Below are 24843 nucleotides of genomic sequence, written 5' to 3' on the forward strand. Positions count from 1 at the left end.
AACACACAGCCGCTATACCGTTAGCGAATGCTTTCGGCACTACTTTTCTTAGGATGTTTGCTGCACCATTCACATCTGCATTTATTAATGTTTTACTATTTGTACGGTAAAGTCCGCGTTTTAATCGTTTTCCACTGAAAATGTGATTTGTATTATTCCCCGATTTGTAGGTCGGAATAATGTCTTCATCTACAAAACTCGCCTGAGATGTGTAGCTTTCTTCAGTTACAATTACTGAAATACCCTCGGCATTCGCTTTGTAAGTGATTAATTCTATTAGCAATGAGTGTGGTACTTGGACAAAGTTTTGATTGATTCTTTTCCCTAATTCTATTTTTTGTTTCCAACCCACATTCTTGCCAATAACAATTGCATCAATGTTTCTTTCCACGGCTATTTTCACGATATTGAAACTAACTTTATGGAAAAAGTCTTTGATTTGTCTGTGTCTTGCGGAATCTAATTTCACTAACTTCTTAGAATGGAAGTTCCCTTCTTTTGATTTTTGTCCGTTACGAAGAGCCGCGTAGTAATAAGCACGCATTTTGTTGTACCATTGATTGATCGATTTAACTTTACCGCCTTTAAATAGGACTGGGACGTGCTCTGTATTAAAAACTAACGCTGCAACATTATCAAGTCCTAAATCAATGCTCATGCATCGTTCCATTTTGGCGGATAATTGTTTTTTCGTCTCGATTAAAAACACTAATTCAACAGTAAAACAATTGTGCTTGGGTATGATTCTCACTTGTTGAAACTTACCGTTGAAATTTGCTAACTTACCAATATTTATTTTTCTTTTAGTTTTTGGGAAGCTTAGATATTTACCGTCTTTAATTTTGCAAATCTGATTCGAAAGAGTTGATTCTTTCCTGCCTCCTTTAGGTAGGTAACCAGGAATAGAAGGTCCAGCCGTATACTTTTCTGGATTCTTTTTAAAGTCTTTCAAACTTGCGAAAAAACTAATCCAATTTTGCACGACATTTCTAAGAACCTGTTGATTTATCTGACCTGGTAATGAATAATAGTCTTTTTGTTTAATTGTTTTAAATAAACAATCCAGAAAATTGTAACCTAAGAAAGACTTTTCTTTTGAAGGCAACTCAAATAGATTTACCTTTATTTCTTTTTGTTCGTCTCTTGGTTTCATTTGTTCTTTTTCTAATTTTTTTAGATAAGCTTTTTGTTGATTGACATTCATTTTATTGATGTTATCAAGAATTATTTTTATTACTTCTTGTTGTAAAGGTTGTAATACACCTTCATTGTTTAAAGTAGTATAAACTTGCCTGATAAAGAAGTTTGTCGTGTTATATAGGTTATTACTATTTAGACAAAGTTCATCGAAATAAGAATATATTTTATGGCCATTTTTAATATTGATTTGAAAAGTTCGATATTCTTTATTCGGCTCCATAGTTTTTCACCTGCCTTCTTTAAGAATATTCTACCAAACAGAACGCACGTTTGTCTCGTGGTGTCACTTTAGAACAAAAAAAGAAAGCCAATTCATCCCACGACTGAAGTCACGGGTGCACTTGGCTTAATCATAAACTGAATCCTCGTTGCTGATTAATACGATGTCACCTTCCGTAACTTCGGCTGGGACTTCATTCTTTGGAATGAGTAACTGATTTTCTTCGTTAGGATATTCCAGAAACACATACTGACCATCTTCGGTTCTATCAAGTGTGTATTTTACTTTTGTCATTCGCAAGCCCACCCATCCTTGTCACGATCCATTTTCGACTGGTATGCAGCATGACCATATGGGACGCCGATAGAATGTACTGTCTTTAATTTTGTACAGGTTTTAAAAATTAATGGAGCTTTGATAGATAAGGGATTCGAGGATTCAATTGAACTACACCATTATATTTTGAGTTCCATCAATAATCATTCGGAATTTCTCTACCTCTATAGAAGAAAGATTTTACAGGATGACCGGAAATGATGTCCACCGAGGGCAAGTGCGGTTGTTGCAGACTAATAATAAGAGGGACTATTTTTACGACAATACAGAAAAAAAACGGTGAAACGTAACATGGAAATTGTGAAATTCAAGGAAGAACAATTCAGCAATCGTTATTTTTAGGCATAAAAAATTTAAAAGTCGTCTATTTTTGGTATGGCTATTAAGATTCGTTAAAAACCGAACGTTTTTCAGTGCCCTCTGTTATTAGCTGGGGTGTTTTGGGACGTTTTCCTTCTTGCAGATTGTTAATGGTTAAGCCAAAATCCATCTGAAGATGAGGATAATCTTTAAAGCCGTGCCAGTCTCCTCCCCATTGAAAGCCCAGCTCCTTTGCAATTTCTGCAACCTCAAACCAGTCTGATTGACCATTTCCGTTCCCATCATATTCAGTATCCCAGATCACATTACCATTCTTAAGCTGAAGAGCAAAATCGACTGCAAGGCCAAAGTTGTGATAGGATTCGCCTCCCTCCGAATGAGTAACTACTTTTCCGGGAGTTCTTCTGCCCTTATCATAAAGCTTGTCTTGCTCCTCAAACGAACGATAATCATCTGTGATTAGGATTGCAATCTCTCTTTCTGCTGTTTTTTCTAATAAAATCCCCACTTTCTCAGCTACAATGGGGTGTAGTTCAGTTGGTAGAGTTTCTGTATTTACTTCGTATTCAACCTGGTCCGATAATCCATAATTCCCCTTTAATAAGAAAGATTGATAGGCGACAAATGCAAAGAGGAATAACAGCATTAATTTCAGTAATTTCTTCACAAGTTGTTATCCACTCCTTCTTAACGATTTTCGACAAAATCTATATTTAACTTAACATGAAAAGGACAATAATTGCACGAACTTAGTCGCATAAAGGTAAACTACCATACTGGTAAAGAGGGTTTATCAACATCTTCTTTCACGACTTCTTCCTTATCTTCCACTACGACTTCTCGTCAATCGGAGTAGCTGGTGTCAATGGTGTTAGTGGCGTTGATGAAACTTTACCTATTACATCATAGTAGAGACTGACTTTCCCAATGAATTTGAGATAGTAATATGCTTCAAGTGTGCTGCTCCATATTTTACGGAATATCTACGGATCATATCTAAAACTGCCCTATCAGTTTTGTTAAGCTGATTCCAATTGGCTGAGATATGCTGATTAGAAGCTTTGTCTAAATCATTTTTGTTTGTGAAGTGTGCATAATTTTATAGATAAGTTGTCATGAGTGAGAGTCCCCTCATGCACATCAGAAAATAAAAGGGCAAATCAATTGACCTTTTCACCACCCCACTCAAACCTTTGATACCACTGGGTTTCCAAATGGGTGATTTTCTCTCTAATTGTATTAATGTAAGCAGCGCAGCCTTTTTCATCAATTGAATTAGAGTGTTTTGTGTCATTTGGAATGGCAATGAGAATGAGAACCGAGATGATCAATAATACAATCATCATTTCAATGAATAGAGGTGTGGAGGTGTGGACGTCTAAGTCTAAGTTTAAAACCGCCATTTCTTTTATATAGAAGGTGGCCGTTTTATTTACCATAATAACCAATTATCAATAGTATGTTTACTACTCCTATATTGTGGACGACTATCACGTTGCTCTAACCAAATAAGGCGCTGGACGCACGTTTCGGGTCTTTTCCTCCAGAGTTAATGCACTAACCTTCATATTATACCGACGCTCTACAACCTTACCTTGTGCCCCTTTAAACACTGCTCGTAATGTTCTAGATATCGTTAATACACCTCATTAACATCACGTACGATATTCAACAAAACATCTTTAGCACGTACAAAATCACGAGTATCATTTATTTCTGGTGATAATACGCACTTGCAACTTTAAACCAAGTGGACCATCTAGATACTCTTTCACCATCAACTTATACTCATTGCTATATTTAGTCATAATAAAACACCCCAAAAGTTAGATTTCAACTCTAACTTTTGGGGTGCGCAACATACCTCTGGTCGGTTTTATCAATCGTTATTTAATACTTCATTCCATTTTCGTATTCCTCATCTTTTACCTGTTTATATCATATTTGTCTCTGTATCTTCTAAACGTCCTGCGGTTAATACCTGTGATTCGCTCAATATCTTTTTCAGTTTCTCCATCAAGATATAATTTAAAAGCGTGCAGCAGCTTAGGATCGTTTTCTTTACATTTCAGCTTCCCCCCTTTAAATTTCCCTTTCTTTTTAGCGATAGTAATGCCTTGGGCTTGTCTTTCTTTGATGCGCTGTCTATCACTCTCGGCTTAATATTTGTATATTTAAATCATTAGATTATTGATTAGTCGCCTTAAATTAACGTCCTCGATACCTTTCAAAGAAGGAAGGTTAAGGACTTCTAGTGTCGCTCCCTTCTGCTGAATGATATTCATTAGGTCCGTTAAATCTTCGTTGTTTCTTCCTAGTCGATCAAGTTCTGTAACCACGACAATATCGCCTTCTCTGATATAGTTCAGCATGGTTTTTAATTGAGGGCGATCGGTAGACTCTCCACTTATTTTGTCAGTAAATAATTTGGAAACGTCCTCTAACGCTTCAATCTGTCGGTCCAAATTTTGTTCTTTACTACTTACTCTCGCATAACCTACTTTCGCCATAAAATCAGCCCCTTCAATGCACAACTCTGTTGTCACTTTTAGAGATAAATTGCACCAATTCAAGTTTTATTTTGCATAAAATTTTAAAAACCAGCAACCTTAAAGAAAGAGGTCACTGGTCTTTCGAATTCTTGGCTTCGCATATAAAACTTCCGCTAATCCGTCATATGTAAACTTTACTCTACGTTAAAGCAAGATTGTGTAATTTTTCTGTATGAAATTTGGGGATTTCTTTTTTATATGAATGCAAAATAGCTATTCACGATGAATGTGAATAGCTTTTCGTACTCTTACACTAACGCTTTTGCCAAGTCTTCAAGTAAATCTTCCACATCTTCAATACCAACCGAAATGCGAACGAGACCGTCTGTGATACCTAGTTGTAATCTCCGTTCACGCGGAATCGACGCATGTGTCATTCGTGCAGGAATAGAAATCAGACTTTCAACTGCTCCTAAACTTTCTGCGAGCGTAAAGTAGCGCAATTTCGCAAGCAGCTCATCGGCATTTTGTTCGCTTCCAATATCGAACGAAATCATCCCTCCGAAGCCGGTCGCCTGCCTTGTCATCAATTCCCGACCCGGATGTGTTTTAAGTCCCGGATAATACACTTTCCCCACTACTTCATGCCCTTCTAAAAACTCCGCGATTTTCTGTGCATTCTCATTATGCACTTCCATACGAAGCCCAAGAGTTTTTATACCGCGAATCAATAACCATGCATCCTGTGGTCCAAGGATAGCACCAACCGAGTTTTGAATGAAGTGTAAATCCTCTGCAAGCTTCTCTGTCGCTACAACGACAAGTCCAGCTACGACGTCACTATGACCTCCGATATACTTCGTGGCACTATGCAATACAATATCTGCGCCTTGAGCGATTGGTTGTTGAAAATACGGTGTCATAAACGTATTATCGACAATTGTGAGCAATCCCTTTTCTCTTGCAAGTTTAGTAACAGCTTCAATGTCCGTTATTTTTAACAGCGGATTCGTTGGGGATTCCAAGACAATCGCTTTTGTATTTTCTTCAATTGCCTCCTCTACTTTTGAGACATCACTAGAATCAACGAATGTTGCCGTGATGCCAAAACGATTTAACACTTTCGTAATGACACGGTATGTTCCACCATATACGTCGTCCGTTAGAACAACATGGTCACCTTTGCTAAACAACATCATAACCGAACTAAACGCTGCCATCCCGGACCCAAAAGCAAAGCCCGCTTTTCCGCCTTCCAAATCGCTAATTAATACTTCTAGCGCATGGCGAGTTGGGTTACCTGTACGTGAATATTCATAGCCGTTAAATTGACCGACTGACTGTTGTTTGTACGTACTTACTTGGTATATAGGTGTCGAAACAGCGCCGGTAGTTGTATCTCCAACAATACCGCCGTGGATTAATTTCGTTTTTGCACGCATGAATTATTCTCTCCTTTTAAATAGATCATATATGTTCTGACTTAAATAACGCTCGCTTGAATCGGGAAAAATAGTAACAATATGGCTTCCTGCTTTCACAGTTTCAGCCTCACATAAAGCACCGTAGAATGCAGCACCAGAAGAACTTCCAACAAGTAACCCCTCATTCTTCGCCAATGAACGCAATTGTGTAAACGCGTCCTCATCCTTCACTGTATGAATGGCATCAAAATACGAAAGGTCCATATAGCTTGGTAAAAACTCCATTCCGATTCCTTCCGTTACATGGGATCCTACTACACCGCCGTTGATTATAGAGCCTTCAGGTTCCACGACAACTGTTTTCACACTCGGGTTGTGCCCTTTCAAAAACTGCGAAGTCCCCATAAATGTACCACCAGACCCCGCACCTGCAACAAAGACGTCTATTTCCCCATCTAAATCACGCCATAATTCAGGTCCAAGCGTCTTCATATATGTCGCCGGATTTGCCGAATTTGAGAACTGAGAAGGTGAAAAAGCGCCAGGGGTCTTTAAAACAAGTTCTTTCGCTTTCTCGATCGCGCCACTCATACCTAGTTCAGTTTTCGTATTGACTATTTCAGCGCCAAGAGCGCGCATAAGTGTTTGTTTTTCTAAACTAAACTTCTCCGGTACGACAAATATCACATGATAACCTTTGCCTATCGCAGCAAGAGCCAAACCGATACCCGTATTTCCTGCCGTTGGTTCTATAATTGTTCCACCTGGCAACAAGTATCCCGATTCCTTTGCGTCCTCAATTAGTGATAACCCGAGTCGATCCTTTACGCTCCCCCCCGGATTTAGATACTCTAGCTTAGCAAATATCCGGCAATTATTAGGAATGTAAATATGGCTAATCTCAACAATCGGCGTGTTTCCGACTAAATCCTGTACACTGCCGTAAACTTTCATCACGCTTCCTCTTTGTATACTTGGTGCCATTCATCTTTTTTCTCGAGCATATTTTCTGCTAACTCCTTGGCACCTTCTAAGCTATGATTGGCGGCCCATCCACACTGCACTTCATTACACGCCGGTACCTCGGTTGCCACTAGGACATCCTGTATTGTCTTTTCTAAAATGACAATAATATCTTCGTAATCATTATGATTGATGACAGATAAATAAAAGCCGGTATGGCAGCCCATCGGACTAAGATCGACAACTTTATCCGAATGATTCCGAATGTTCTCTGCCATAAAATGCTCGATGGAATGTAGTGCATCCATTTTCATAATCTGTTTGTTAGGCTGTGTGAAACGTAAATCGTACTTATACACTTCATCACCTTGAATTCCCTGTTTCTTCCCTGCTAAACGAACATACGGAGCAGCAACTTTCGTATGATCTAAGTTAAAGCTCTCAACATTCAGTTTCCTCATCATGCTCTCCCCTTATCGTTTAGTAGCGTCCATTAGCCAAACAAAATCGTTCAATTGGCTAAATGTCACTTCGAACCCAGCTTCTAGAAATAGTTTCATCAATACAGGCAGTGTTGTGTAATATTCACGTTCTAAATCGTTCGCAACATCATTAAAGTTTCTTGCCCGTTCCTTATCAATCTGAGCCTGCTTTGCATCTTCCGTAATAAAAGCGGTATCCGCAAAAACAATTTTCCCGTTTTTCGGTAGCAGCTGGGCATACTTCTTCAGCGCAATTCCTTTTTCTTCGTCAGTTAAATGATGAAATACATATGAACTTGCAATTGAATCGATTGACATGCTTCCAGTTTCAAAATCTACTAGATCTCCGTCTTTGATTTCAATTAAAGGAAAACGATCTGCCGTTATTCTCCGCATCGCAATGTTCGGCTCAATGCCAATCACTTGATAACCGGCATCAATTAATTTTGCTGTCAGATTTCCCGTCCCTGTACCGAATTCAAGAATAGTTCCAACAACTTTGCTTGTGACAGCATTTAGAATCTCGTCATAGCCTTCGAATACATCGCGGTATTCAGGATCCTCCCCAGCTACTGATGAGTCATACGAGTGAACCCATTCATCAAAAATATCTATAAATTCACGTCCCATAATAAAACTCCTTTTTAAAAGTATATTATTCCAAGGTATTTACTAAGATTTAGGCGAAATATCAATTTTTATTCCACAAACCCAAAATGGTGCAGGAAGTGGTATGGGAGAAATTACGGCTAAACTATTTGCTCGTGAAGGTGCAAAAGTAGTGGCAACGGACTTGCAAGAAGATAAGTTAAAAACAGTGGTAGACAACATCAATACTGAATTCGGAGATGTTGTTATTGCAGTGAAGCATAACGTGGCTAGCGAAGAAGATTGGATTAATGTAGTAGAATAAGTGAAAAATAAATTTGGAGAAATATCTATTCTTGTTAATAATGCTGGACTAGGTGGTAAAGTTGAAGCACTTATTGATGTTACATTAGAAGAATGGAATAAAATTAACATTGTTAATGCTACTGTGTCACTTTAATCGTTAAATTGCACCTGTTTGAAGTGCTATTTTGCACTATAAGAAAATATAAAAAATCCCAATATCTCAACATTATATTGAGATATTGGGATTTCAGTTATTCTAGTGTTTTGGACGAAAAATAGACCATCGAAATGATGGTCTTGTTTGACTAAAGCACTCGTTAGTTTAATAAGAACAGAGACGCTTCTTCAACAATCGCGCCCCGATCTGAAACTGAGTTTACATTAGGATTCGCTTCTAATAATCTACGTTGGTGTTCATTGAAAACACTCCTGTCATGGACGACCAGTATTTCCTGTTCCAACTAAGACTTTGATTTCCTGATATTTATCTTCAGTATACCTAAGCTTTTAGACAGAAAAAACCCTCTTATATAGAAGGTGGCTGTTTTTTCTATGTACTGAAATAAAGCAGTTAATAATTATTATTACTTTTTATTAACGGACAGGCATCATATCTTCGATCTGGTGATAGGGAGCTGTAAAAAGTAATAAAAAGAGAAATAGGAGGGCTACCAAGCCCTCGCGAATGATTTTTGCCGAATTGATTATTCAGTGATAACCCTTCAACAACTGCTCAATCTGCTTCTCCTTCATATGCGAGTCGGTTTGCCCCTATCAATTCAGCCAATTCCCTATCAGACAGCCTATCTGGTTTGCCCTTAGCCTTACTACCGTTCTGCTTTACCCCGCCTGCACGAGCATCAGAAATCCCTTTTTCAATCAGTTCAATTCGCAACGACTTCATTTCCCTCACTCCCTATTTTGAAATAAAAAAGAGGTCAACAAATGACACAGCGCAACGCTGTAATCAATCGTTGTCCTCTGGTTGGCCTGGGGGACTATTACAAATTAGTTTTTCCTTTTGACTCTATTACAAGATTCAATACATTTATCAACTGAATCTTACTTGAAAGAGTCAAAAATATTATTATAACTATCAAACAGATACTCAATTTATAATATATCTGTTTATATTCATCGATTAGATTCATCATATTATTATTTGTAATAACATTGTCTATACTCGTAAATTGATAAACTGCTAATCCAACTGCAAACGTAATAATTAATGGCCCAATAATTGAAACAGAGTTTTTATGCAAGTTCCACCAATTTGAAATAGATACATTGAAAAGAAAACTCGATTTAAAAACCTAGGATGGAACTCCTACAGTTTTTGTATTGAAATGACTTCCTCCACAAACGCTGTAGATACGGGGACATTTGACATTTTTATCAACAATTATGTCTCCTGGCCGCTGCCATCTAATATTCTCCCTAAAAAGAAACCATCAATCTCGCTTAATTTGCCGCGCCAAAGAATTTGTCCCTTTGAAGGAGTTGGCTTGCTGTCGCCGCAATATACCTTGGTGTCTTTCATATGGAGAAAATCCGCCCCGGTATCATCGCTTTTCTGGGCAATCTCACCAGCCTGATCCAGCTGTTCACTCAGCATCTGGGCAATGTCATTTCCATCTTCGAGAGTACCGCTCAAGGTGCTAAAGTATTCCTTTGCCGATACCATTGTACCGGTAATGACAGCTCCTTTAACATTTAATGTGATATCCAAGTTGAAGTCGTGCTTATTCGCTGCTTGCACCAAAAACTCAAGTATATTATCTTTATTATGTCCAGAACTATTACTCATTTTTACTACTCCCTTCTTAATCCGTCCAAAAGCAGATAGGATTCCTCATCTTCGGAGTTTACATTGTACGTTTTTCCCTTACTTTTTGTGTTTGTTTTCTGGGATTCGTTTTTTTTTTCTGATTTCTGCTTGGAAGCTTTTTCAGATTTAGCATCCGAACGAGTGCTGCTGTTTGTTTTTTGATCTTTATTCGGCGTTCCTTCTTCTAACTCGTCATGTTCCCCATTTTCTTCGCTCGCGTCTTCGTCCTGATTCTGCTTGTCTTCTTCATTTTCCTCATCGTCTTCCTGTTCATCTTCCGTTTCAACCTCGGAATCTTGAGTTTTTTTTGGTTCTTCAAGTTCTTCCTTTTCAGAAGACTCCGAGTTATCGTCATATTCGGTTTCTTCATCTTCCTGGTCGTAACCTAAAGCTTCCGTTTCATCGTTTTCTTCATCCAAGTTAGCAGATTCTTCAGCGGATTCATCCTGCTTTTCATCACTTTCATCCTTGCTAGCCGTTGCCTCATCATTTCCTTTGTTGCTATCTAGATCCTGGTCCTCATCAGAGCTCTCTTCTTCGTTCTGGTCTTCTTCCTCTGTCGAGTCATGGCTTTGACCATTTTTGTCTTCAGCTAGTTTTACTAGTAGCTCTTCTATTTTGCCCAGGCGATCCTGAAGTTGTTCATTTTCTGCTTTTAAAGTTTCATATTCCTGGTTAGTTGATTGATCATCTGCCTTGGATTCCCCCTCGTTATCTTGATCTTTATCTTTATCTTTATCTTCATATTGAGTCTCTTCCTGCTCTTCTTCACCGTTTTCTTGCTGTTCTGTATCTGTTGAATCGTCCTTTAAGGGATTTTGTAAAACAGAGCCAGACTCTTTGCTGTCATATTTGCTTTTATCTTCCTCTTGATTGTCCACGGCAGAATCTTGTGAATAGCTTTGGTTGGATAAGCTTTCCGATTCATTCGAAGTTTTATTTGCCTCTGCAGTTGGATTATTTTGTCCATTCTTTCCTTCTGATAGTTTGGCAAGCAAACCTTCCAGACGGTCTAGACGACCTGAAATGCTTTTATTTTTTTGAGAGGAATCCTGTACATTGTTTAATTCAGAAGCATTGTTGGATGGCTCATGATCGTCGGATGTATTCCCGCCTTCTTTTGAAAACAGCTTGGATGCATTATTCTTAATGGAATTGACGGCTTTCTTCGAGCTGTCTTTCACTGCATGTCCCAAGTCCAAACCCTTGTCGCTTAGCTTTTGACCATTTTCAGGAGTAGCCAGGTATCCGACGGTTGCACCGATCAGGCCTCCTGCTAGTGATCGTTTAAGATTGCCTTTTTTATTTCCTTCAGTTTGATTTTCCTTCAAGATTGTCTCAGTCATGTTGTTTCCTCCTATTTTAGTATCGCTTATATAATTGTTGCTTATATTTCATTCATTGCGCTTGCCGAACGTGCCGGAACCACATACTTGTTGGTCACATTCTTCACGCCCCTATTGCTTGCTAAGTACCAAGGATATGGCTATATATTCTTTATGGACGTAGCTTGTGTAGCAATTAGGAGCTAGTCACCACTTTCTTATTTTTATAATTGTAATTAGATTAGTTATCGTTTAATAGTTGAAAACACTAGATTTCTGTCCGTTGGCTGATATACTCTTTTCGAGAGTTTCGAGCCTTTCGTGGAGCTTCCGGTTCTCTTCCTCTAGAGCTTTCGTATTGCTATCAACCGCTTTGGAAGATAAATAGGGATCGGTTTCCCACCAGTCCATGCCGATCTCTTTTGCTTTGTCGACCGAAGCAACAATCAGCCTAATTTTGATGGTGAGCAGTTCTACATCCGCAACGCCGATTGTAATGTCTCCTGCAATCACCACTCCTTTATCCAGTATCTTCTCAAGTACGTCTACAATCGTGCTGGATTGCATGGAATGTTCCATTTAAAGTCCTCCTTGTGTTTGTATTAAAGCAAGCTTCCTAAAGGACCCAGGTCAATATTCAAGTCTTCGGCATCCAGACCGAATATTTCTTTTAGCTCTTCCATTTTCTCTTCCAAATTCATCAATGCTTCGCCTAAGTCCTCAATTTGCTGATCCGTCAGCGTTCCGCCTTCGACCCGCCGAATAGCGTGCCTTTCCACTATTTGTCGTAATAGCTCAATTACGGTCAGCACCAATTGCGCCAATCCATGCTCCGCATTATCAGGGTCTAAATTAATCTTTCCACTTGTTTGGTTGGCCGGTAGCATCAGTCAATGCCTCCCTCTGTCTTTCAAATTGTTCTGAAGATACGGTTTTATGGTCCGCTTGGGCCTGTACGAGAGATTCCACTGAAGCGATCAATACTCTCAAATCCAAATACACAAGATCTACGCCAGCAATGGAAATCACTAAATCCGCCTTGATCGCAACACCTTTATCTAGGATGACATCCAAAATATCAATGAGCGCTATATCCTTGTTTTCCATCGATTCTCTTAATGCCATAGTTTCATCTCATCCTCACTTATGAAAAGTTAGAAAAGTGGTAGGCTGGCCATGGCCCAGTTGCTTCAAACTGCCATCCCATTCCCTTCATGTCCTTTTCATATTGCTGGATCTGTCCTAAAAAGTTTTCTACATCTGCTGCGGGAATCAGATAGACGCTATTCCAGGTCATCTCATCCTTTCTTCCCGTTACGTCATTGCTCCAAGTTTTTTTGACATTTCCTTTTAGCGCAATTTCGCTTAGATGTCCATGAATGTTTTCACTAATTCTGTTTTTTTCTTCTTCCAGCTCGGATTCAATCAGTTTGTCTAGCTTTTTCTTCTCGAAAAATTGCTTTCCTTTAGAAAGTTGGCTTATTTCTTCTCTTCTTGCTGCAATGGTCGGATTGCTCTCACTCACCTGTTCTTTTAGCAATTGATCATCGCAGTATATTTTCAAATTCCACTCCTCGTTTCCGTGAATCGAGGCAAATGTATCAAATAAGTGCGCTTCCTTGGTCTGTACTGTGTTTTCCAAACTTGCCTGGTTTTTAAACAGCGTACAAAACTTCAGGGGTACTATCGTGTACATCTTTGAGAGCATCATGACAGTTTCGTGATGGTGAAAAGCCTTTTCCTGGAGCCACTCCATGTCATTGTTAATTTGTTCCTTAATACTTTCTTCCGAGTACTGTTCAGCATCAAGGTCGCAGACAACGGCAGTTGCCTTGCCTATAGTGAGGGTGTACATGTGGCCTTTTCCATCGAAGTCTTTATTAGAAGGTATCTGTTGTTTGCTTACTTCCTCTGTCGGTATCAATCCATATAAGTAAATTAGACTGTCCATCTTTACCTTTCCTCATTTCTTCTTTGTCATCTCTTCCCATTGCTGCATTTCCATTCGTTTTGCCATTTCATATCGTAGGATCAAATCTTCTTCTTTTTCTTTATATACCTCTTCTGGTATCTCCTCAAGTTCATACATCATTTGAAGCTGGATTAGCTTTTTCTGGATTGTCGGAAGGTCGTAAAGCTCTTTATCAGCTTCCTCTTTTACCTTTTCACCGATTCTGATGACCAGATTGATTGGAGCGGAAACCAGTTTATGGATCATCAGGCATCCTCAACTTTTAAACGGATATTGATGAAATTATATGCAGGCCAGGGTCCGCTGTAGCTGAACTCTACCTTGTCCTTCCATTTTTCGTATGTTTCATTAATTTTTTCATCGAAATCTGCTTCTTTTCCTCGGTCTACTAAGAAGGCTGCATTAAGAAGCATTTTCTCCCCAATCGGGTCGTTGGTCTTGGATGCTTCAGCTAGCTCCGTCAATGGGCTGAAGATTTCCTGCTTTACATCCTGTTGTAGTGAAGTGATCATTTTTTGGGCAGCTCCGCCAATCCGAATTCTTTCGTAATAGCTGGCTGCTTCAGATTTCCCTTGCACAGCCTTTGCCATTTTATCGATTTTCGAATTCTCGGCGACAAGTGATTCCAGCCAGTCTTTTTTGCCGATTACTTTTAGACCTAACTCCACCTTCCCCTTTATCGCAGGGAACAGTTTTTCAAACTGCGGATATAGGTTTTCTAGCAACACACCTACGTCTTCCTTGGACTGGAATACATTGCCGAAGCTGACAGGAATCACGGTGTCGTTCATTTTCATCACTTGCGAGACGACATTTTGGTGCATAAGTAAATTGTCTTTATTCGGATGATAGATTTTCATCGGAACCTCGGCTGCTACAATGGATGCATCTTTATAGCTTATGGTAAACAGCTCTTTGGTTTCGCCTTCGATATTAAGCGTGCCGAAATCTTCGTCTGTTTCTGTCTGGATTCCGCAAAAAATATAGATACCATTTTGCTCTTCTTGGCTCATTTATAATTCCTCCTTTATTACTTGGTTACATGTTGCTGCAGGCCTTTTTGATTAATCTCTCTGCTGTTTTGATCGGTTCATCGGATTCGATACACCTGCTCACTTGGTGACCTAGAATGTCCAAGCACAGTCGTACAAAATTAGGATTGGATCCATCAATCTTAATTTTTTGTTCTGCCGCCAACCTAGCAATCATGATGGATGCCCGAAGACTTGGACCGGTTTCTTCTATGCATTCTTTGCGCAGCTTGGCGACCAACTCTGTAATGGCTGTAGCGTCCTTTTCATCGATGTTGGCTTTATCGGCTACGATTGCCGCCTCACGGTCATGATCTTTATGATCGATATAAATGGTGATAAGCCGGTCAAGAAGTGCATCCTGCGTTTGGTAAACCCCCGCATATTCATCCGGATTGCTAGTAAAAATCACCGCAAAGTCAGGATGGACTCGGACAAAAGGCTCAGTTAATTTGGTACCGTACAACGGAAGGATACCTTCCTCCAAAATGGATAGAAAGATGTTATTAGTAGTGGGCAATGAACGTGTAAACTCATCGTAAACCAGCGTGTATCCATTCTTAACCGCCTCCAGCAATCGTCCATCCCTCCACGTCTCCGTCACGTTTTCATCCCGCTTATAGACGGACCGTATATAATTGTCGACTACCTTCTTGCTCGTATAACCTGTAAAGTCGCCTATCAGATCTTTGTTGTTCAGCTCGTGGTTGCCGTGTATGAGCATGACAGGGTTTTTTCTTCTTTTAGCAAGTGCAAGAGCAAGAGATGTCTTACCGGCTCCAGATGGGCCTGTTAAATGGATGGGATACCCGGCTTTCATGTACTGCAGCGAACGGGAAAGCAGTTCTTCCGTCTTTTCATCGCGAATGATTGTCCGTGAATTCTTGTCGATTTTATCCTTTAAGACCGTCACTCTGTTTCCTCCTACTTCCAAGACTTACTATTCCATATTGATGGAGCTTCTAAAACGGATATCCCGTCTTTTATAGGATGTGATTTCCTTTTCCTCATTGAGAAGGACATCATAAACGCCAAGCATTTCATCCTTTGCATATTTCTTCATATATTCCTTTTCCTCAATGACTTCCACCGTCAGCTTCCAGCCATTATCATCACTTGCTTCTATGGAAGTAATTTTATGGACCGGGGCTACAAATTCATTAAAAAATTCCGTCACATTTCCGATTATCTGTTTAATTTCCATGGTAGCCTCCTGCTAAAAGCTAGCATGCCAGAGTTGCCTTAACCCTAGCGACACCAGCGGATTTCTAGATACTAAATCGAGCATTTCCTTCATTCGACTTGAGGGCAAGACCGTCTTCTTCAGCACCGTCTCGTAGCAACCCAACCGCCTCTGCATATCGCAGCCATGTATCGACACTGGCAATGACCACCCTTGCTTCAATTGTCAAAATTTCAATCCCGACAACTGATACTCTTACAAATGCATCAATTACAATCCCTTTGTCCAGAATTCGGTCAATAACCTCCGCTAAACTTGAACTGTCTGTACTTTTTTGAAGTGCCATTATTGCATTCTCCTTTCGTTAATCCTTTTAAGAACCAATGGTCCGGATGTCTTTTATAGTTTTAATCTTGGTGGCTCCCCTAATGTCCTTGGACGTCTTGATCGAGCCAATTCCATTAATGTCCGAGACACCCTTCACTTTCCGTTTATCATCACTTTTACTTGCCGAGGAGACTTTCTTCTGAAGTTCTTCCCCGGCCTCGACCACTTTCCCAAGCTTATCCCGGGCTGAAAGCAGTAAATCCTGGGTTTTCCCCTTCGCTTCTCCTGCATTGACTCCAACTTTATCGGCTAACTTTTCTTTAGCATTCTCCAGGTTTTCGGTTAATTGATGTCCCTTGTCCTGGACATTCTCGACAATTTTCTCCTTGGCTTTATCAGCTATAACTTCTTTTACTTTGTCTTTAATCGGTTCTGGCGTATGTTCAATCACCTTTTCGGCCACTTTCCCTGCAGTTTGTACCAGTTGCTTGTCCATACACTAACCCCCTTCGAGTTAAAGACTTGTTATCACTTGGTAGCCACGAGATTATTCAGCATCTCTTCAATTTTTTCAAGGCGATTGTTTAACTGTTTGTTTTCTTCTTTTATTTCGTTATAGCTTTGTTGGTTTTCCGTGTTTGGAACACTGTTATCACCCTTCTTCGGGGACAGTAGCCCTTGTTCGATTTTACTCATATACCCTGAAGCAAGATGCTTGATGCTGTTTTGCGCTTGCCCTGCTAGAAGCTCCTGAGCCGTTTTTCTGAATTCCTCGCTCGCCACTTTCACCAATTCAGATTCACCTAATTTTTCCATGGTCTTCTTGCTCGTATCCGGATTGGCAAGCAAGCCGATTCCTGCTCCAACCACACCGCCGATCAGCGCAAAGTTCATGGAATAATTCGGACCTTTCTTCTCTTGTGGCTGATTACTTTCCGTTTGCTTTTGTTCTTCCTTTTCCACCACTTCATAGCTTTCATTGGATTCTTGACTACTCATTTTCTGTTCACCCTTTCTTAATAACTTAATTGCTCTTCTTGAATTCTACTAACTAATCAGACCTTGATCCTGGACTTCATCCCGCAATAGGCCAACAGCCTCTGCGTATCGAAGCCATGTATCCACACTAGCGATAACCACTCGGGCTTCCACTGTAATTATTTCAATCCCGACTAGAGACACCCTTACAAAGGCATCAATCACAATTCCCTTATCTAAAATTCTATCAATCACCTCAGCAAGGCTTGAACTATCTGTACTTTTTTGAACACTCATTATCGCTTCCTCCTCTCCATTATTTCACCTGGCTGGAGTTGCGTTTCTATAACTGGCCACGTTATGTATATACCTGTGTTAAACTCAATTAAACGAGGGAATATTAACCAACGCCCAAATTCCTGTTCTTTATAAACACTGAATGTCCTGCAACGCTTCATGCGGTATATGTTCAGCCATTCTCGATATTCCATTTATTGGATTCATTTTTTCCCTTCGCTTTATGTTCGAACTACGTATTAACTGTCTTTGAATGTAGTGTTGTAATTCTTTATATTTCAAGATTACTCACTTTCCTTATGTCGATAGGTTTCATTTTATCTCCCATTCTGATTTTCACAGGTTCAAAATGTGATGAGCTCCTTAAATATTTTGGTTATTCCTTATTTTACTAACTGCCCTTTGGTACAATCGAAAATAGATAAATCAACAAAGGAGGGTATTATGAATTATTTTTTTAGTTTTCTTTTAGCAACTATACTCACTGCTTGTTCCTATTTTTTAGGTAGTCTTCTAATCAAAAATGGTATAGCTGTTTGGCAAGCTATTATAATCGGGGTTTCCGTTGTTTCGTTAGGTGCGATTACCGAAGCATTTGGCGCCCCTATATGGCTAATTGTATTAATACCATTTCCAGTTGGGATGTTATTGCTTTACCTATTTTTAAATAAACCCCTAGCCACTTGGTTTCTTACCTATCTAACAACATTAGCTTTGTATTCATTTATTCATGTTGTGATGAGCTACTTTTTTCAATTTCACTCTTTAATTCCGTCTTGGCGATTATCCTAAAACGGTAAACAATTTTTATTTTTCTAATGGGAATCCTGGAATGGATTCTCTTTTATATTTAAATCTCGTTTTAATAGTTTTTTGTTCGTAATTTGTGTCAACTGCTCTCTTATTCAATCGCCCTACGCATACCCCGATAGCATCAACAGCACGCTAGCTACGATGACTACGATTCCTTCTGGCAATGTAAATAAACTCGTTAACTCCTTACCCAAAGTGGTTGATAAGACCAGACTTTGTGAGTCTCTTCCCACCGATACAACAGCCTCCACGGACGCCGGTCCATCACTCATGTACCCTCGTTAGTTTCGCGAACTTTTTAAGGTCATCCAGATCTGTATGTAAATAAGCTGAGTCCTTTCGTTTCGAAATCCTGTTCGGGTTTTCGCAGCTATCACAAATACAGATTACCCAACTCTCCCATCTTTTTTGAGAAAATGATCGTATCGGTATCACTTTCTATCTTTTTTTAACGAATTCCCCAAAATTAAAAAACCGCTACAAACGCTGTTAATACAACGTTTGTAGCGGTTTTTTAATCCCTTAACTTCTTCTAACTTGAATTATGTCCCAGGAGGACGTGTAAATGTGTTGATTAACCTTGTAGATATCACATTTCTAAATACCATGTGTTGTATTTGTGTTTGATTAGGAACCAAGGCTTCCAACAATCTATTATGCTGGACAGAAATTAGAATAGAGTTCAATTTACGGGGTTATATGGAAGTTCGTTAACAAAGACAGATACTGAGTTTTCATGGAACAAAAACAAAGTTTACAATGTAATTTTGATACGGCGAATATTTTACGGGTGGGAACGGTTATTGCGATTGACGCCCCGAGTTCAAAAAGTTGTACGCTAATTTATATCGGATTAGACGCAAAGGTATAAAGTCCATAACATAAAATTATTGCGCGTAAGTAGCATTGAGCATCCGCAGCGATATTGGAGGGGGCACTTGGGGGTAGCCGGATTCCCCCGCCGTACCTATTGCCACGCACGTAAATAACCGCTATCAATACGCTTTGTTTCAAGCGTTAAATAACGGCTTTGTTTCGTCTGCTTGTATACGTTACATCGAGGCGCTGTCCGCTCAGAACATGTCTAGACCACGGACAGACTCGCGTATCTCTTCATCACGTATACCGATATAACGGCGCGTCATTCGCTGCGATGAATGATTAAGTATTTCCGATAATGTTACGATGTCTTTCGTCTTCTTATAGTAGAAATAGCCGAATGTTTTACGTAGAGAATGCGTTCCGATGAAATCCCAGCCGAGCAAATCAGCGGCCTTGGCGAGCGCCCTATAGCCCTGTGTAGTCGATATGTGCCCACCCTTGGCCGACGCGAATAGGTAGCCCTCCGACGGCTGTCCGTCTAGGTAGTCGGTTATCTCCGGCATGATGTCGTCAAGATAGACCTCGCGCATCTTCTTCGTCTTACCTTCCTTGACGAGAACGCTACTACGCCCCTTAACGTCTTCGATACGCATCTGTACGATATCGCCTATTCGTAGCCCCGTTGTTATTCCGAGTTTGAATAGAAGAACGTTGCGATCCGCTGTCAACGGTGAAGCTAGAATTATTGCCTTGATGAATTTCTCGATATCCTCGGTCGTTCTAATCGGCTGTACTTTTTGCATGAATTTCGCCCCTCTTTAGATGTACGGTTATGTGATTTTATTGAATATACCAAACGTCTAAATGAAACGCAACTACTAAATGCGATATATACGCGATTTCCGATGTATCCTTTTTGTCTAAAGCTTACATCAGCGATTAGCCCAAAGATATGCGATTAATCGGAATTAAACCCAAATACAAATACCGCGAAGTCTGAATGATCTAATGCCTTGCTGACGAGTTCTTAGTCGCCTTTGCTACGCTTGTATATGTCTTTTGCGATGCCCCGACGTAGCCCGTGAGGATTTATGTTTCGAATTCCATACGTCCGCTTATAATAATTCAGATGCTTCGCTATTGCGTTGGACTTCGGCGCATTAGGATTAATAATGCCCTCGCCCTGCTGCGTGATAAATACGTAATCATTAACTACGCCCTTCTCTTCTCGGATGATCCGATTCTGCTCGAATAGTACCTCGAGTATTTTCTGTAACCGTCCGTCAAAAGGAAGTAGAATGACTTTTAAAAGAGGAGGGAATGGATGTGCGTGTTGAATTGATTAAGTCGATGGATCGGAATTATGCAGAAATTTTAATCTCATTTAGACGTACAGTTTCTAAGATATAATTATTGAAAAGGTTTAATTTTTATAATAAAGGATACGCTATTTTATAGTATGCGTTATCATAAAAATAGAGAAATTCGGAGGTATGAATATGGATTTGCAAGTTGAGTTATTAGAAGAGAATAGTGTTCAGCGTTTCAAAATTGTCGGTGAGATTGACGCCTTCACAGCACCAATGTTAAGAGAACGTCTTGCAACTGTTGAAAAAGCAAATGATACACAAGTTGAATTGGATTTGTCCGAAGTTAATTATATGGATAGTACAGGACTGGGTGTTTTTGTTGGTTTTTATAAAGTTATCAAGGTAAATGGAGGACATGTTAAAATTGTTGGCGTTAACACACGTCTGAAAAGACTTTTTGATATAACTGGCTTAGGAGAAGTTATGGATATTGAAATGGAAGAAAGCGGGAACGAAGATGCAACCGTATGATTATATTGAAATTCGAGTTCCCGCAAAAGCTCAATATGTTGGTGTAGCCCAAATTCGTCTTTATTGTTAGTACCTGGATTGTTATATTTCCTATTAATCGCTGCTGCGAACAAATCCGCAAATTGTAAAAATATACTCTTTACGGATACGCCCGATGATAGCGAAATTTGTATTTCCTATATAAAGGATTCAATTTCCTCATAAATGGGTATTTTAGCTAGTTGGGGTTTGTTTGACAGGAGGGGAAATAGTAATTTGTTTGGACTCGCAGATTTAGCGTCCTTAATCATATCAGGATTTATCATCTTGCTGGTTGTTATATTTTTGAGGGATTCCGGTTACTTTATCGTCAGCGGTATTTTTGGGGTTAAAAACCCTAGACTAACGATTGGATCTGGCCCTCGGATTTTCAAACTAGGCGTATTCGACGTACGAAAATATTATCATGTGTATAGTTGGTTTTCCTACGACTCGTTGATTAGAAAAAATAACTTTGCATACATATGTATTTATGCAGGTCCACTTATAATCAACCTGGTACTTGCTGTCACCATCAATGCCCTACTAGCCAACGGAATGCTTCAGGAATACAAAACATTTTGGGAGCGGTTTATTTTCCTTGCCTTCTATTATTTACTTTTTGACGTCATTCCCACGAGAACCGTAAACGGGAAGCCAAATAACGGAATGATTATTTATGAAATGCTTCGGTATGGTAAACGTACCGACTTCAATGATGAGCCTTTTATTCCCGCGACAAGTGATGTAGAAGAGCAATATCAGAAAGAGATGGAAGATATACAGGAGTTGAAAGATGATAAGAAATAGGCTGAACTAAGTATTATAAAGGAAATCCAAGACAAATCGAAGATGTAATGCACATCGTTTATCTTGAGCAGCTGAAGGCGTTATCGTACAATTTGGTGAACAAACAGCTATCAACTTAGCAGCCGGCCTTGAAGCACACGGCGTGAAAATCTTAGGAACTTCGTTGGAAGATACGAATCGTGCGGAAAACCGTAAGTTTGAAAGTCCACTGCATGAAATTGGAATTCCACAACTAATTGCAACTCTTAATTTAGACTTTATATTCATAACTGTTTCTCCCCTATTTTTTGTAGTCGTTCCACGCCTTAAGAGGTGCCAAACTAGACCAAACTCCCTTAACATCTCTCTTGGGAATTCATAGAGTCCTATATTTATGATGTAAGCGATGTCTTTTTTATAAGCAATGTTCCTAATCGAAATTTTATATAAATGTAATTAAAAAGTTAGTCATGTTTTTTATATATTCTATATATCTGGAAAACGTAAAAATTACTTCTATTTGCATTTTTAGCGGTACTGAAATACCCTTTCCATACGATTATTTAATTGTCTTTGGGGTATACAGTTTATGGAGTAGACAAACTCTTAGCAAAAAAATTACTAGGAATTCAATAGATTTAAAGTTGGATTTGATTTCTATTTAAATTTAATCAGTCATAAAGTATAAAAACTTTCTGACTTGCAACTAAAGCATTCGCCTAAAGGCTTGGCGAGCGCCATTTCTAAAAATACTTATAAACAATTACCAGGAGGAACATAGGGATTATGCAAAAGTTTTTACTGACCTTAGTTGCGTTGACTTTGTTGGTTATCTATCCTACAAAGTCAATTGAAGCTAAGGCAGAAACATATACTATTACACCAAGCGGAGAACCATATAATAGAAATTTAATGAGCAATTCAACCTATAATGAGTATACTAAACATTATTATTTAATTCGTTCATATCTTGAACAACTTGAAGAATCCGATGGAGGCACACTCGTATTAGAAAAGGGAACTTATACGGTGTCAAACGTATTGTTCGTACCTTCAAATGTAACGATTAAACTAGAAGATGGTGCAAAAATTGTAAATGGAAATGAAACTGGGACATCTAAATTCGATGCTGATAAATCAATTTTTCAATTTATCCGTCCTTCTCTCGGCAAAGAAGAAAGTGTCTATGGTGAATACGATGGTGAAAACAACATCTCCATCATTGGATCTGGTACAGCGACGATTGACTTGAATTTCGAAAAGGATGGTATTGCTATTATTGCCGGCCATAATCAAAATATCAGGATCGAAAATATTAATTTCCTAAACATGTATTCAGGCCATTTCATTGAGATTGATGCAACAAAGGATGCTGTTATATCCAACAATAAATTTATGAATTCAAAACCTTCATCAACTGAAATCAAAGAAGCGATCAATATCGATACTCCTGACAAGCTTACGAATGGCTGGAGCTCTAAGTGGAGTAAGTTCGATAAAACACCTAACTCCAATATGACGATAAAAAACAACGTTTTCTACGACCTGGACCGGGCAATCGGCACACATAAATATTCCAATGGGAAATATCATGACCTAATCATTATCAGGAATAATAAAATAGAGAAAATGCGTCAGGATGCCATTCGCGTGTTGAACTGGAGTAATGCAACGATAGAAAACAATACGTTTAAAAATGTAGACTCAGATAAAATTAATGCTAACAGTGGGATTATGGCAAGTGGTGCCATCAACCCTACCTTCCAAAATAATGTATTTGAAGATATACCGCGGGCAATGCAATTTTTAGCTTGGAAAAACAGTGATTCTGGTTCTGAATATGATGTAACATATAATGAGTTAAGTGAGGATAATAAAGAAGCTCTTTCTACAAATACTGTAATTAATTATGTGGAGGATTTTATCCGTATTAATCCTAAATATAAAAAATACGATAAAGAACATACTGAATTTATACCAGTTAAAACAGCGCATTCTCCTATTTTACCGAAAGAGGACTCAGTCTATCCAGAGACGTTGAATTTCATGAAAATCTATTTTACGCGAAGATACTACTACTATTCAGATATTCAAGAAGGATTTAATGAAATGGGCTTCGCTTTTATGGCAGTAAACTTGAGAAAATACATCGCCACATCTTACAATTGAAAGATCAAGGACCTAAAACGATAAAAAGATAAATTTAAAAAGGGAACGATCATCAAAAAATGATGACCGTTCCCTTTTTGCACTTTTATCGGCTAGTTATGTCCCAGCCTCTAACGTAAATTAAATGTCAATGGCTAACCAACATTAGTATGATAAAAACTTTAATATTCCTATTAGAAGAATAGCACGTTTCATAGTTGCGAATGCCGATAGCAGTGACGTATTTCGTAGTGAATAATATCCCGAAATACTTAACCTTAAGTGTATAAAAAAAGTATAATATCTGGAAGCTCTAATCGACACTTTCCAGAATCAGCTTTGATAACCGTTGAGTAGATTATTAATTCTGTTGGTTCTGTTGATTCATATAATTATTTTGCATTTGTTGATTTTGCTGAAACTTTTAATAATTCAATGTAGACTCAAACTCTTGAGCTTCCTCTTTATTTAAAGAGATTCCGATACTTACAACTTGGTCTTTTCTTACTTGATTTTTAACATAGTCTGTAGAAATAAAGTGATACCACTCTTGACCGTGCTCACTAGTAATTTCATCAATAATTTGTTTTTTACTTACTGCATTCTTAAAAAACAAGTAGTTTTGTCCGTTCTTCAACGATAAATGCACTTCATAAGAATTTATCTTTCTCACCTCCCTCAGACAACCTTCGTCATAGAAGGTGAAAATCCTTTAAATTTATTTATTTTAGGCATAGAGAAAGAACCCCTATGGATGCTTTCGTTCACTTTTTCCCGACATACTTTTCGAATTCTTCATCATCCAACTCTAGTATTCCTTTTAATAGCAGCATTATAATTTCATTAAATACCTCATCAGCTCTATCTTTGAATTCTTCTTTTGTAATGAGATCATTCTTAACCAATACTTCTATAATTGTCATCTTAATAGCTTTTGATTTAATTGTCTTCATCGAGTTGAATTTCAATAGGTGATTTAGACGGGTTACGTTTAGCGACTTCTGAATCGATGAGAGTGTCGAGATTTTTTCTTTCCATGTAGTAAAACCTTTTGTAAAATTGCTATCCAAACAAGGTTGTTACACTTTCTTTCCTACATACGTATCTAGGAACCCTTCCGCTCCCTTAACTGTAGGCGT

The 24843-nt window shown here is 38.8% G+C and carries 34 protein-coding genes and 2 pseudogenes; 7 read left to right on the forward strand and 29 right to left on the reverse strand.

The features are described from left to right. From AC1TO4_RS18545 to AC1TO4_RS18590, 10 genes and pseudogenes are all read right to left on the reverse strand, one after another. On the reverse strand, window positions 1–1420 hold a 1420-nt coding region (locus AC1TO4_RS18545), incomplete at its 3' end, for an RNA-guided endonuclease InsQ/TnpB family protein (RefSeq protein ID WP_482106506.1). A 126-nt stretch (window positions 1421–1546) separates the two neighbouring features. Next, entirely contained in the window at window positions 1547–1714 is a 168-nt protein-coding gene (locus AC1TO4_RS18550; RefSeq protein ID WP_482106507.1) for a DUF3006 family protein, read from the reverse strand. After that, window positions 1711–1863: an excalibur calcium-binding domain-containing protein gene (locus AC1TO4_RS18555; RefSeq protein ID WP_482106543.1), complete on the reverse strand. Its 153-nt coding sequence runs from the start codon at window positions 1861–1863 to the stop codon at window positions 1711–1713. Before AC1TO4_RS18555 ends, AC1TO4_RS18550 begins: the two co-directional genes overlap by 4 nt. A 275-nt stretch (window positions 1864–2138) precedes the next feature. Beyond that, window positions 2139–2744, reverse strand: coding sequence for a M15 family metallopeptidase (locus tag AC1TO4_RS18560; protein ID WP_482106508.1), 606 nt, complete (start codon window positions 2742–2744; stop codon window positions 2139–2141). A gap of 493 nt (window positions 2745–3237) precedes the next feature. After that, window positions 3238–3516 (reverse strand): hypothetical protein, encoded by a 279-nt coding sequence (locus AC1TO4_RS18565; protein WP_482106509.1) that lies wholly within the window; start codon window positions 3514–3516, stop codon window positions 3238–3240. Window positions 3517–4002: 486 nt separating this feature from the next. Beyond that, window positions 4003–4587: pseudogene (locus AC1TO4_RS18570) on the reverse strand (recombinase family protein). Window positions 4588–4877: 290 nt separating this feature from the next. Next, window positions 4878–6011: a bifunctional cystathionine gamma-lyase/homocysteine desulfhydrase gene (locus AC1TO4_RS18575; protein WP_482106510.1), complete on the reverse strand. Its 1134-nt coding sequence runs from the start codon at window positions 6009–6011 to the stop codon at window positions 4878–4880. Between the two features lie 3 nt (window positions 6012–6014). Then, window positions 6015–6947, reverse strand: coding sequence for a PLP-dependent cysteine synthase family protein (locus AC1TO4_RS18580; RefSeq protein WP_482106511.1), 933 nt, complete (start codon window positions 6945–6947; stop codon window positions 6015–6017). After that, on the reverse strand, window positions 6947–7417 hold the full coding sequence (locus tag AC1TO4_RS18585) for an S-ribosylhomocysteine lyase (protein WP_482106512.1): 471 nt from the start codon (window positions 7415–7417) through the stop codon (window positions 6947–6949). The genes AC1TO4_RS18580 and AC1TO4_RS18585 overlap by 1 nt, the downstream gene beginning before the upstream one ends. A gap of 12 nt (window positions 7418–7429) precedes the next feature. After that, on the reverse strand, window positions 7430–8068 hold the full coding sequence (locus AC1TO4_RS18590) for a class I SAM-dependent methyltransferase (protein WP_482106513.1): 639 nt from the start codon (window positions 8066–8068) through the stop codon (window positions 7430–7432). Between the two features lie 70 nt (window positions 8069–8138). On the opposite strand from AC1TO4_RS18590, the gene AC1TO4_RS18595 reads away from it, so the two are divergent. Further along, entirely contained in the window at window positions 8139–8351 is a 213-nt protein-coding gene (locus AC1TO4_RS18595; RefSeq protein WP_482106544.1) for an SDR family NAD(P)-dependent oxidoreductase, read from the forward strand. Beyond that, on the forward strand, window positions 8352–8486 hold the full coding sequence (locus AC1TO4_RS18600; protein WP_482106514.1) for a hypothetical protein: 135 nt from the start codon (window positions 8352–8354) through the stop codon (window positions 8484–8486). It abuts the gene before it with no gap. Window positions 8487–9065: 579 nt separating this feature from the next. Here AC1TO4_RS18600 and AC1TO4_RS18605 read toward each other — a convergent pair. The 15 genes from AC1TO4_RS18605 to gvpJ form a co-directional block, all read right to left on the reverse strand. Beyond that, window positions 9066–9236 carry a hypothetical protein gene (locus tag AC1TO4_RS18605; RefSeq protein ID WP_482106515.1) on the reverse strand — a complete coding sequence of 57 codons (171 nt, stop codon included), beginning with the start codon at window positions 9234–9236 and terminating at the stop codon, window positions 9066–9068. 498 nt (window positions 9237–9734) lie between these two features. Beyond that, the gene (gvpU, locus tag AC1TO4_RS18610) at window positions 9735–10139 is read right to left on the reverse strand and encodes a gas vesicle accessory protein GvpU (protein ID WP_482106516.1); all 405 of its coding nucleotides are present in this window, start codon (window positions 10137–10139) and stop codon (window positions 9735–9737) included. Between the two features lie 5 nt (window positions 10140–10144). Then, window positions 10145–11506, reverse strand: coding sequence for a hypothetical protein (locus AC1TO4_RS18615; RefSeq protein ID WP_482106517.1), 1362 nt, complete (start codon window positions 11504–11506; stop codon window positions 10145–10147). A gap of 231 nt (window positions 11507–11737) precedes the next feature. After that, window positions 11738–12064, reverse strand: a complete 327-nt coding sequence (locus AC1TO4_RS18620) for a gas vesicle protein (RefSeq protein WP_482106518.1) — start codon at window positions 12062–12064, stop codon at window positions 11738–11740. 23 nt (window positions 12065–12087) lie between these two features. Next, complete coding sequence (locus tag AC1TO4_RS18625; protein WP_482106519.1) at window positions 12088–12372, reverse strand: gas vesicle protein K; 285 nt, start codon at window positions 12370–12372, stop codon at window positions 12088–12090. Next, entirely contained in the window at window positions 12338–12610 is a 273-nt protein-coding gene (locus AC1TO4_RS18630; RefSeq protein WP_482106520.1) for a gas vesicle protein, read from the reverse strand. The genes AC1TO4_RS18625 and AC1TO4_RS18630 overlap by 35 nt, the downstream gene beginning before the upstream one ends. A 19-nt stretch (window positions 12611–12629) precedes the next feature. Further along, complete coding sequence (locus AC1TO4_RS18635) at window positions 12630–13436, reverse strand: GvpL/GvpF family gas vesicle protein (RefSeq protein ID WP_482106521.1); 807 nt, start codon at window positions 13434–13436, stop codon at window positions 12630–12632. A 12-nt stretch (window positions 13437–13448) separates the two neighbouring features. Further along, window positions 13449–13703, reverse strand: a complete 255-nt coding sequence (locus AC1TO4_RS18640) for a gas vesicle protein GvpG (RefSeq protein ID WP_482106522.1) — start codon at window positions 13701–13703, stop codon at window positions 13449–13451. Further along, a complete protein-coding gene (locus AC1TO4_RS18645; RefSeq protein ID WP_482106523.1) occupies window positions 13703–14470 on the reverse strand; it encodes a GvpL/GvpF family gas vesicle protein in 768 nt (255 codons plus the stop codon). The genes AC1TO4_RS18640 and AC1TO4_RS18645 overlap by 1 nt, the downstream gene beginning before the upstream one ends. 25 nt (window positions 14471–14495) lie before the next feature. After that, entirely contained in the window at window positions 14496–15401 is a 906-nt protein-coding gene (gene gvpN, locus AC1TO4_RS18650) for a gas vesicle protein GvpN (protein WP_482106524.1), read from the reverse strand. A 27-nt stretch (window positions 15402–15428) separates the two neighbouring features. Then, window positions 15429–15692, reverse strand: a complete 264-nt coding sequence (gene gvpO / locus AC1TO4_RS18655; RefSeq protein WP_482106525.1) for a gas vesicle protein GvpO — start codon at window positions 15690–15692, stop codon at window positions 15429–15431. Between the two features lie 64 nt (window positions 15693–15756). Continuing rightward, window positions 15757–16017: a gas vesicle structural protein GvpA gene (gvpA, locus tag AC1TO4_RS18660; protein WP_482106526.1), complete on the reverse strand. Its 261-nt coding sequence runs from the start codon at window positions 16015–16017 to the stop codon at window positions 15757–15759. Between the two features lie 27 nt (window positions 16018–16044). Beyond that, entirely contained in the window at window positions 16045–16494 is a 450-nt protein-coding gene (gvpQ, locus tag AC1TO4_RS18665) for a gas vesicle protein GvpQ (protein ID WP_482106527.1), read from the reverse strand. A gap of 32 nt (window positions 16495–16526) precedes the next feature. Further along, entirely contained in the window at window positions 16527–16997 is a 471-nt protein-coding gene (gene gvpT / locus AC1TO4_RS18670; RefSeq protein WP_482106528.1) for a GvpT/GvpP family gas vesicle accessory protein, read from the reverse strand. A gap of 48 nt (window positions 16998–17045) precedes the next feature. Next, window positions 17046–17273 carry a gas vesicle protein GvpJ gene (gene gvpJ, locus AC1TO4_RS18675; RefSeq protein WP_482106529.1) on the reverse strand — a complete coding sequence of 76 codons (228 nt, stop codon included), beginning with the start codon at window positions 17271–17273 and terminating at the stop codon, window positions 17046–17048. Window positions 17274–17717: 444 nt separating this feature from the next. Here gvpJ and AC1TO4_RS18680 point away from each other — a divergent pair, with 444 nt between their 5' ends. Continuing rightward, entirely contained in the window at window positions 17718–18065 is a 348-nt protein-coding gene (locus tag AC1TO4_RS18680) for a hypothetical protein (protein ID WP_482106530.1), read from the forward strand. A 122-nt stretch (window positions 18066–18187) separates the two neighbouring features. On the opposite strand, the gene AC1TO4_RS18685 is transcribed toward AC1TO4_RS18680, so the two are convergent. Together AC1TO4_RS18685 and AC1TO4_RS18690 are read right to left on the reverse strand one after the other, a co-directional pair. Continuing rightward, the gene (locus tag AC1TO4_RS18685; protein ID WP_482106531.1) at window positions 18188–18358 is read right to left on the reverse strand and encodes a hypothetical protein; all 171 of its coding nucleotides are present in this window, start codon (window positions 18356–18358) and stop codon (window positions 18188–18190) included. Between the two features lie 801 nt (window positions 18359–19159). After that, entirely contained in the window at window positions 19160–19711 is a 552-nt protein-coding gene (locus tag AC1TO4_RS18690) for a tyrosine-type recombinase/integrase (RefSeq protein WP_482106532.1), read from the reverse strand. Between the two features lie 696 nt (window positions 19712–20407). On the opposite strand from AC1TO4_RS18690, the gene AC1TO4_RS18695 reads away from it, so the two are divergent. From AC1TO4_RS18695 to AC1TO4_RS18710, 4 genes and pseudogenes are all read left to right on the forward strand, one after another. Further along, window positions 20408–20749, forward strand: a complete 342-nt coding sequence (locus AC1TO4_RS18695) for an STAS domain-containing protein (protein WP_482106533.1) — start codon at window positions 20408–20410, stop codon at window positions 20747–20749. 255 nt (window positions 20750–21004) lie between these two features. Continuing rightward, window positions 21005–21577, forward strand: coding sequence for a hypothetical protein (locus AC1TO4_RS18700; RefSeq protein WP_482106534.1), 573 nt, complete (start codon window positions 21005–21007; stop codon window positions 21575–21577). A gap of 26 nt (window positions 21578–21603) precedes the next feature. Then, window positions 21604–21809, forward strand: a pseudogene (locus AC1TO4_RS18705) (carbamoyl phosphate synthase preATP-grasp domain-containing protein); the annotation flags it as partial. A 533-nt stretch (window positions 21810–22342) separates the two neighbouring features. Next, a complete protein-coding gene (locus tag AC1TO4_RS18710; RefSeq protein ID WP_482106535.1) occupies window positions 22343–23725 on the forward strand; it encodes a right-handed parallel beta-helix repeat-containing protein in 1383 nt (460 codons plus the stop codon). 403 nt (window positions 23726–24128) lie between these two features. On the opposite strand, the gene AC1TO4_RS18715 is transcribed toward AC1TO4_RS18710, so the two are convergent. After that, window positions 24129–24377, reverse strand: a complete 249-nt coding sequence (locus AC1TO4_RS18715; protein WP_482106536.1) for a hypothetical protein — start codon at window positions 24375–24377, stop codon at window positions 24129–24131. Window positions 24378–24468: 91 nt separating this feature from the next. Next, window positions 24469–24657, reverse strand: coding sequence for a hypothetical protein (locus AC1TO4_RS18720; RefSeq protein WP_482106537.1), 189 nt, complete (start codon window positions 24655–24657; stop codon window positions 24469–24471). Between the last annotated feature and the right edge of the window lie 186 nt (window positions 24658–24843).

This window comes from Sporosarcina sp. Y838, assembly GCF_056786515.1.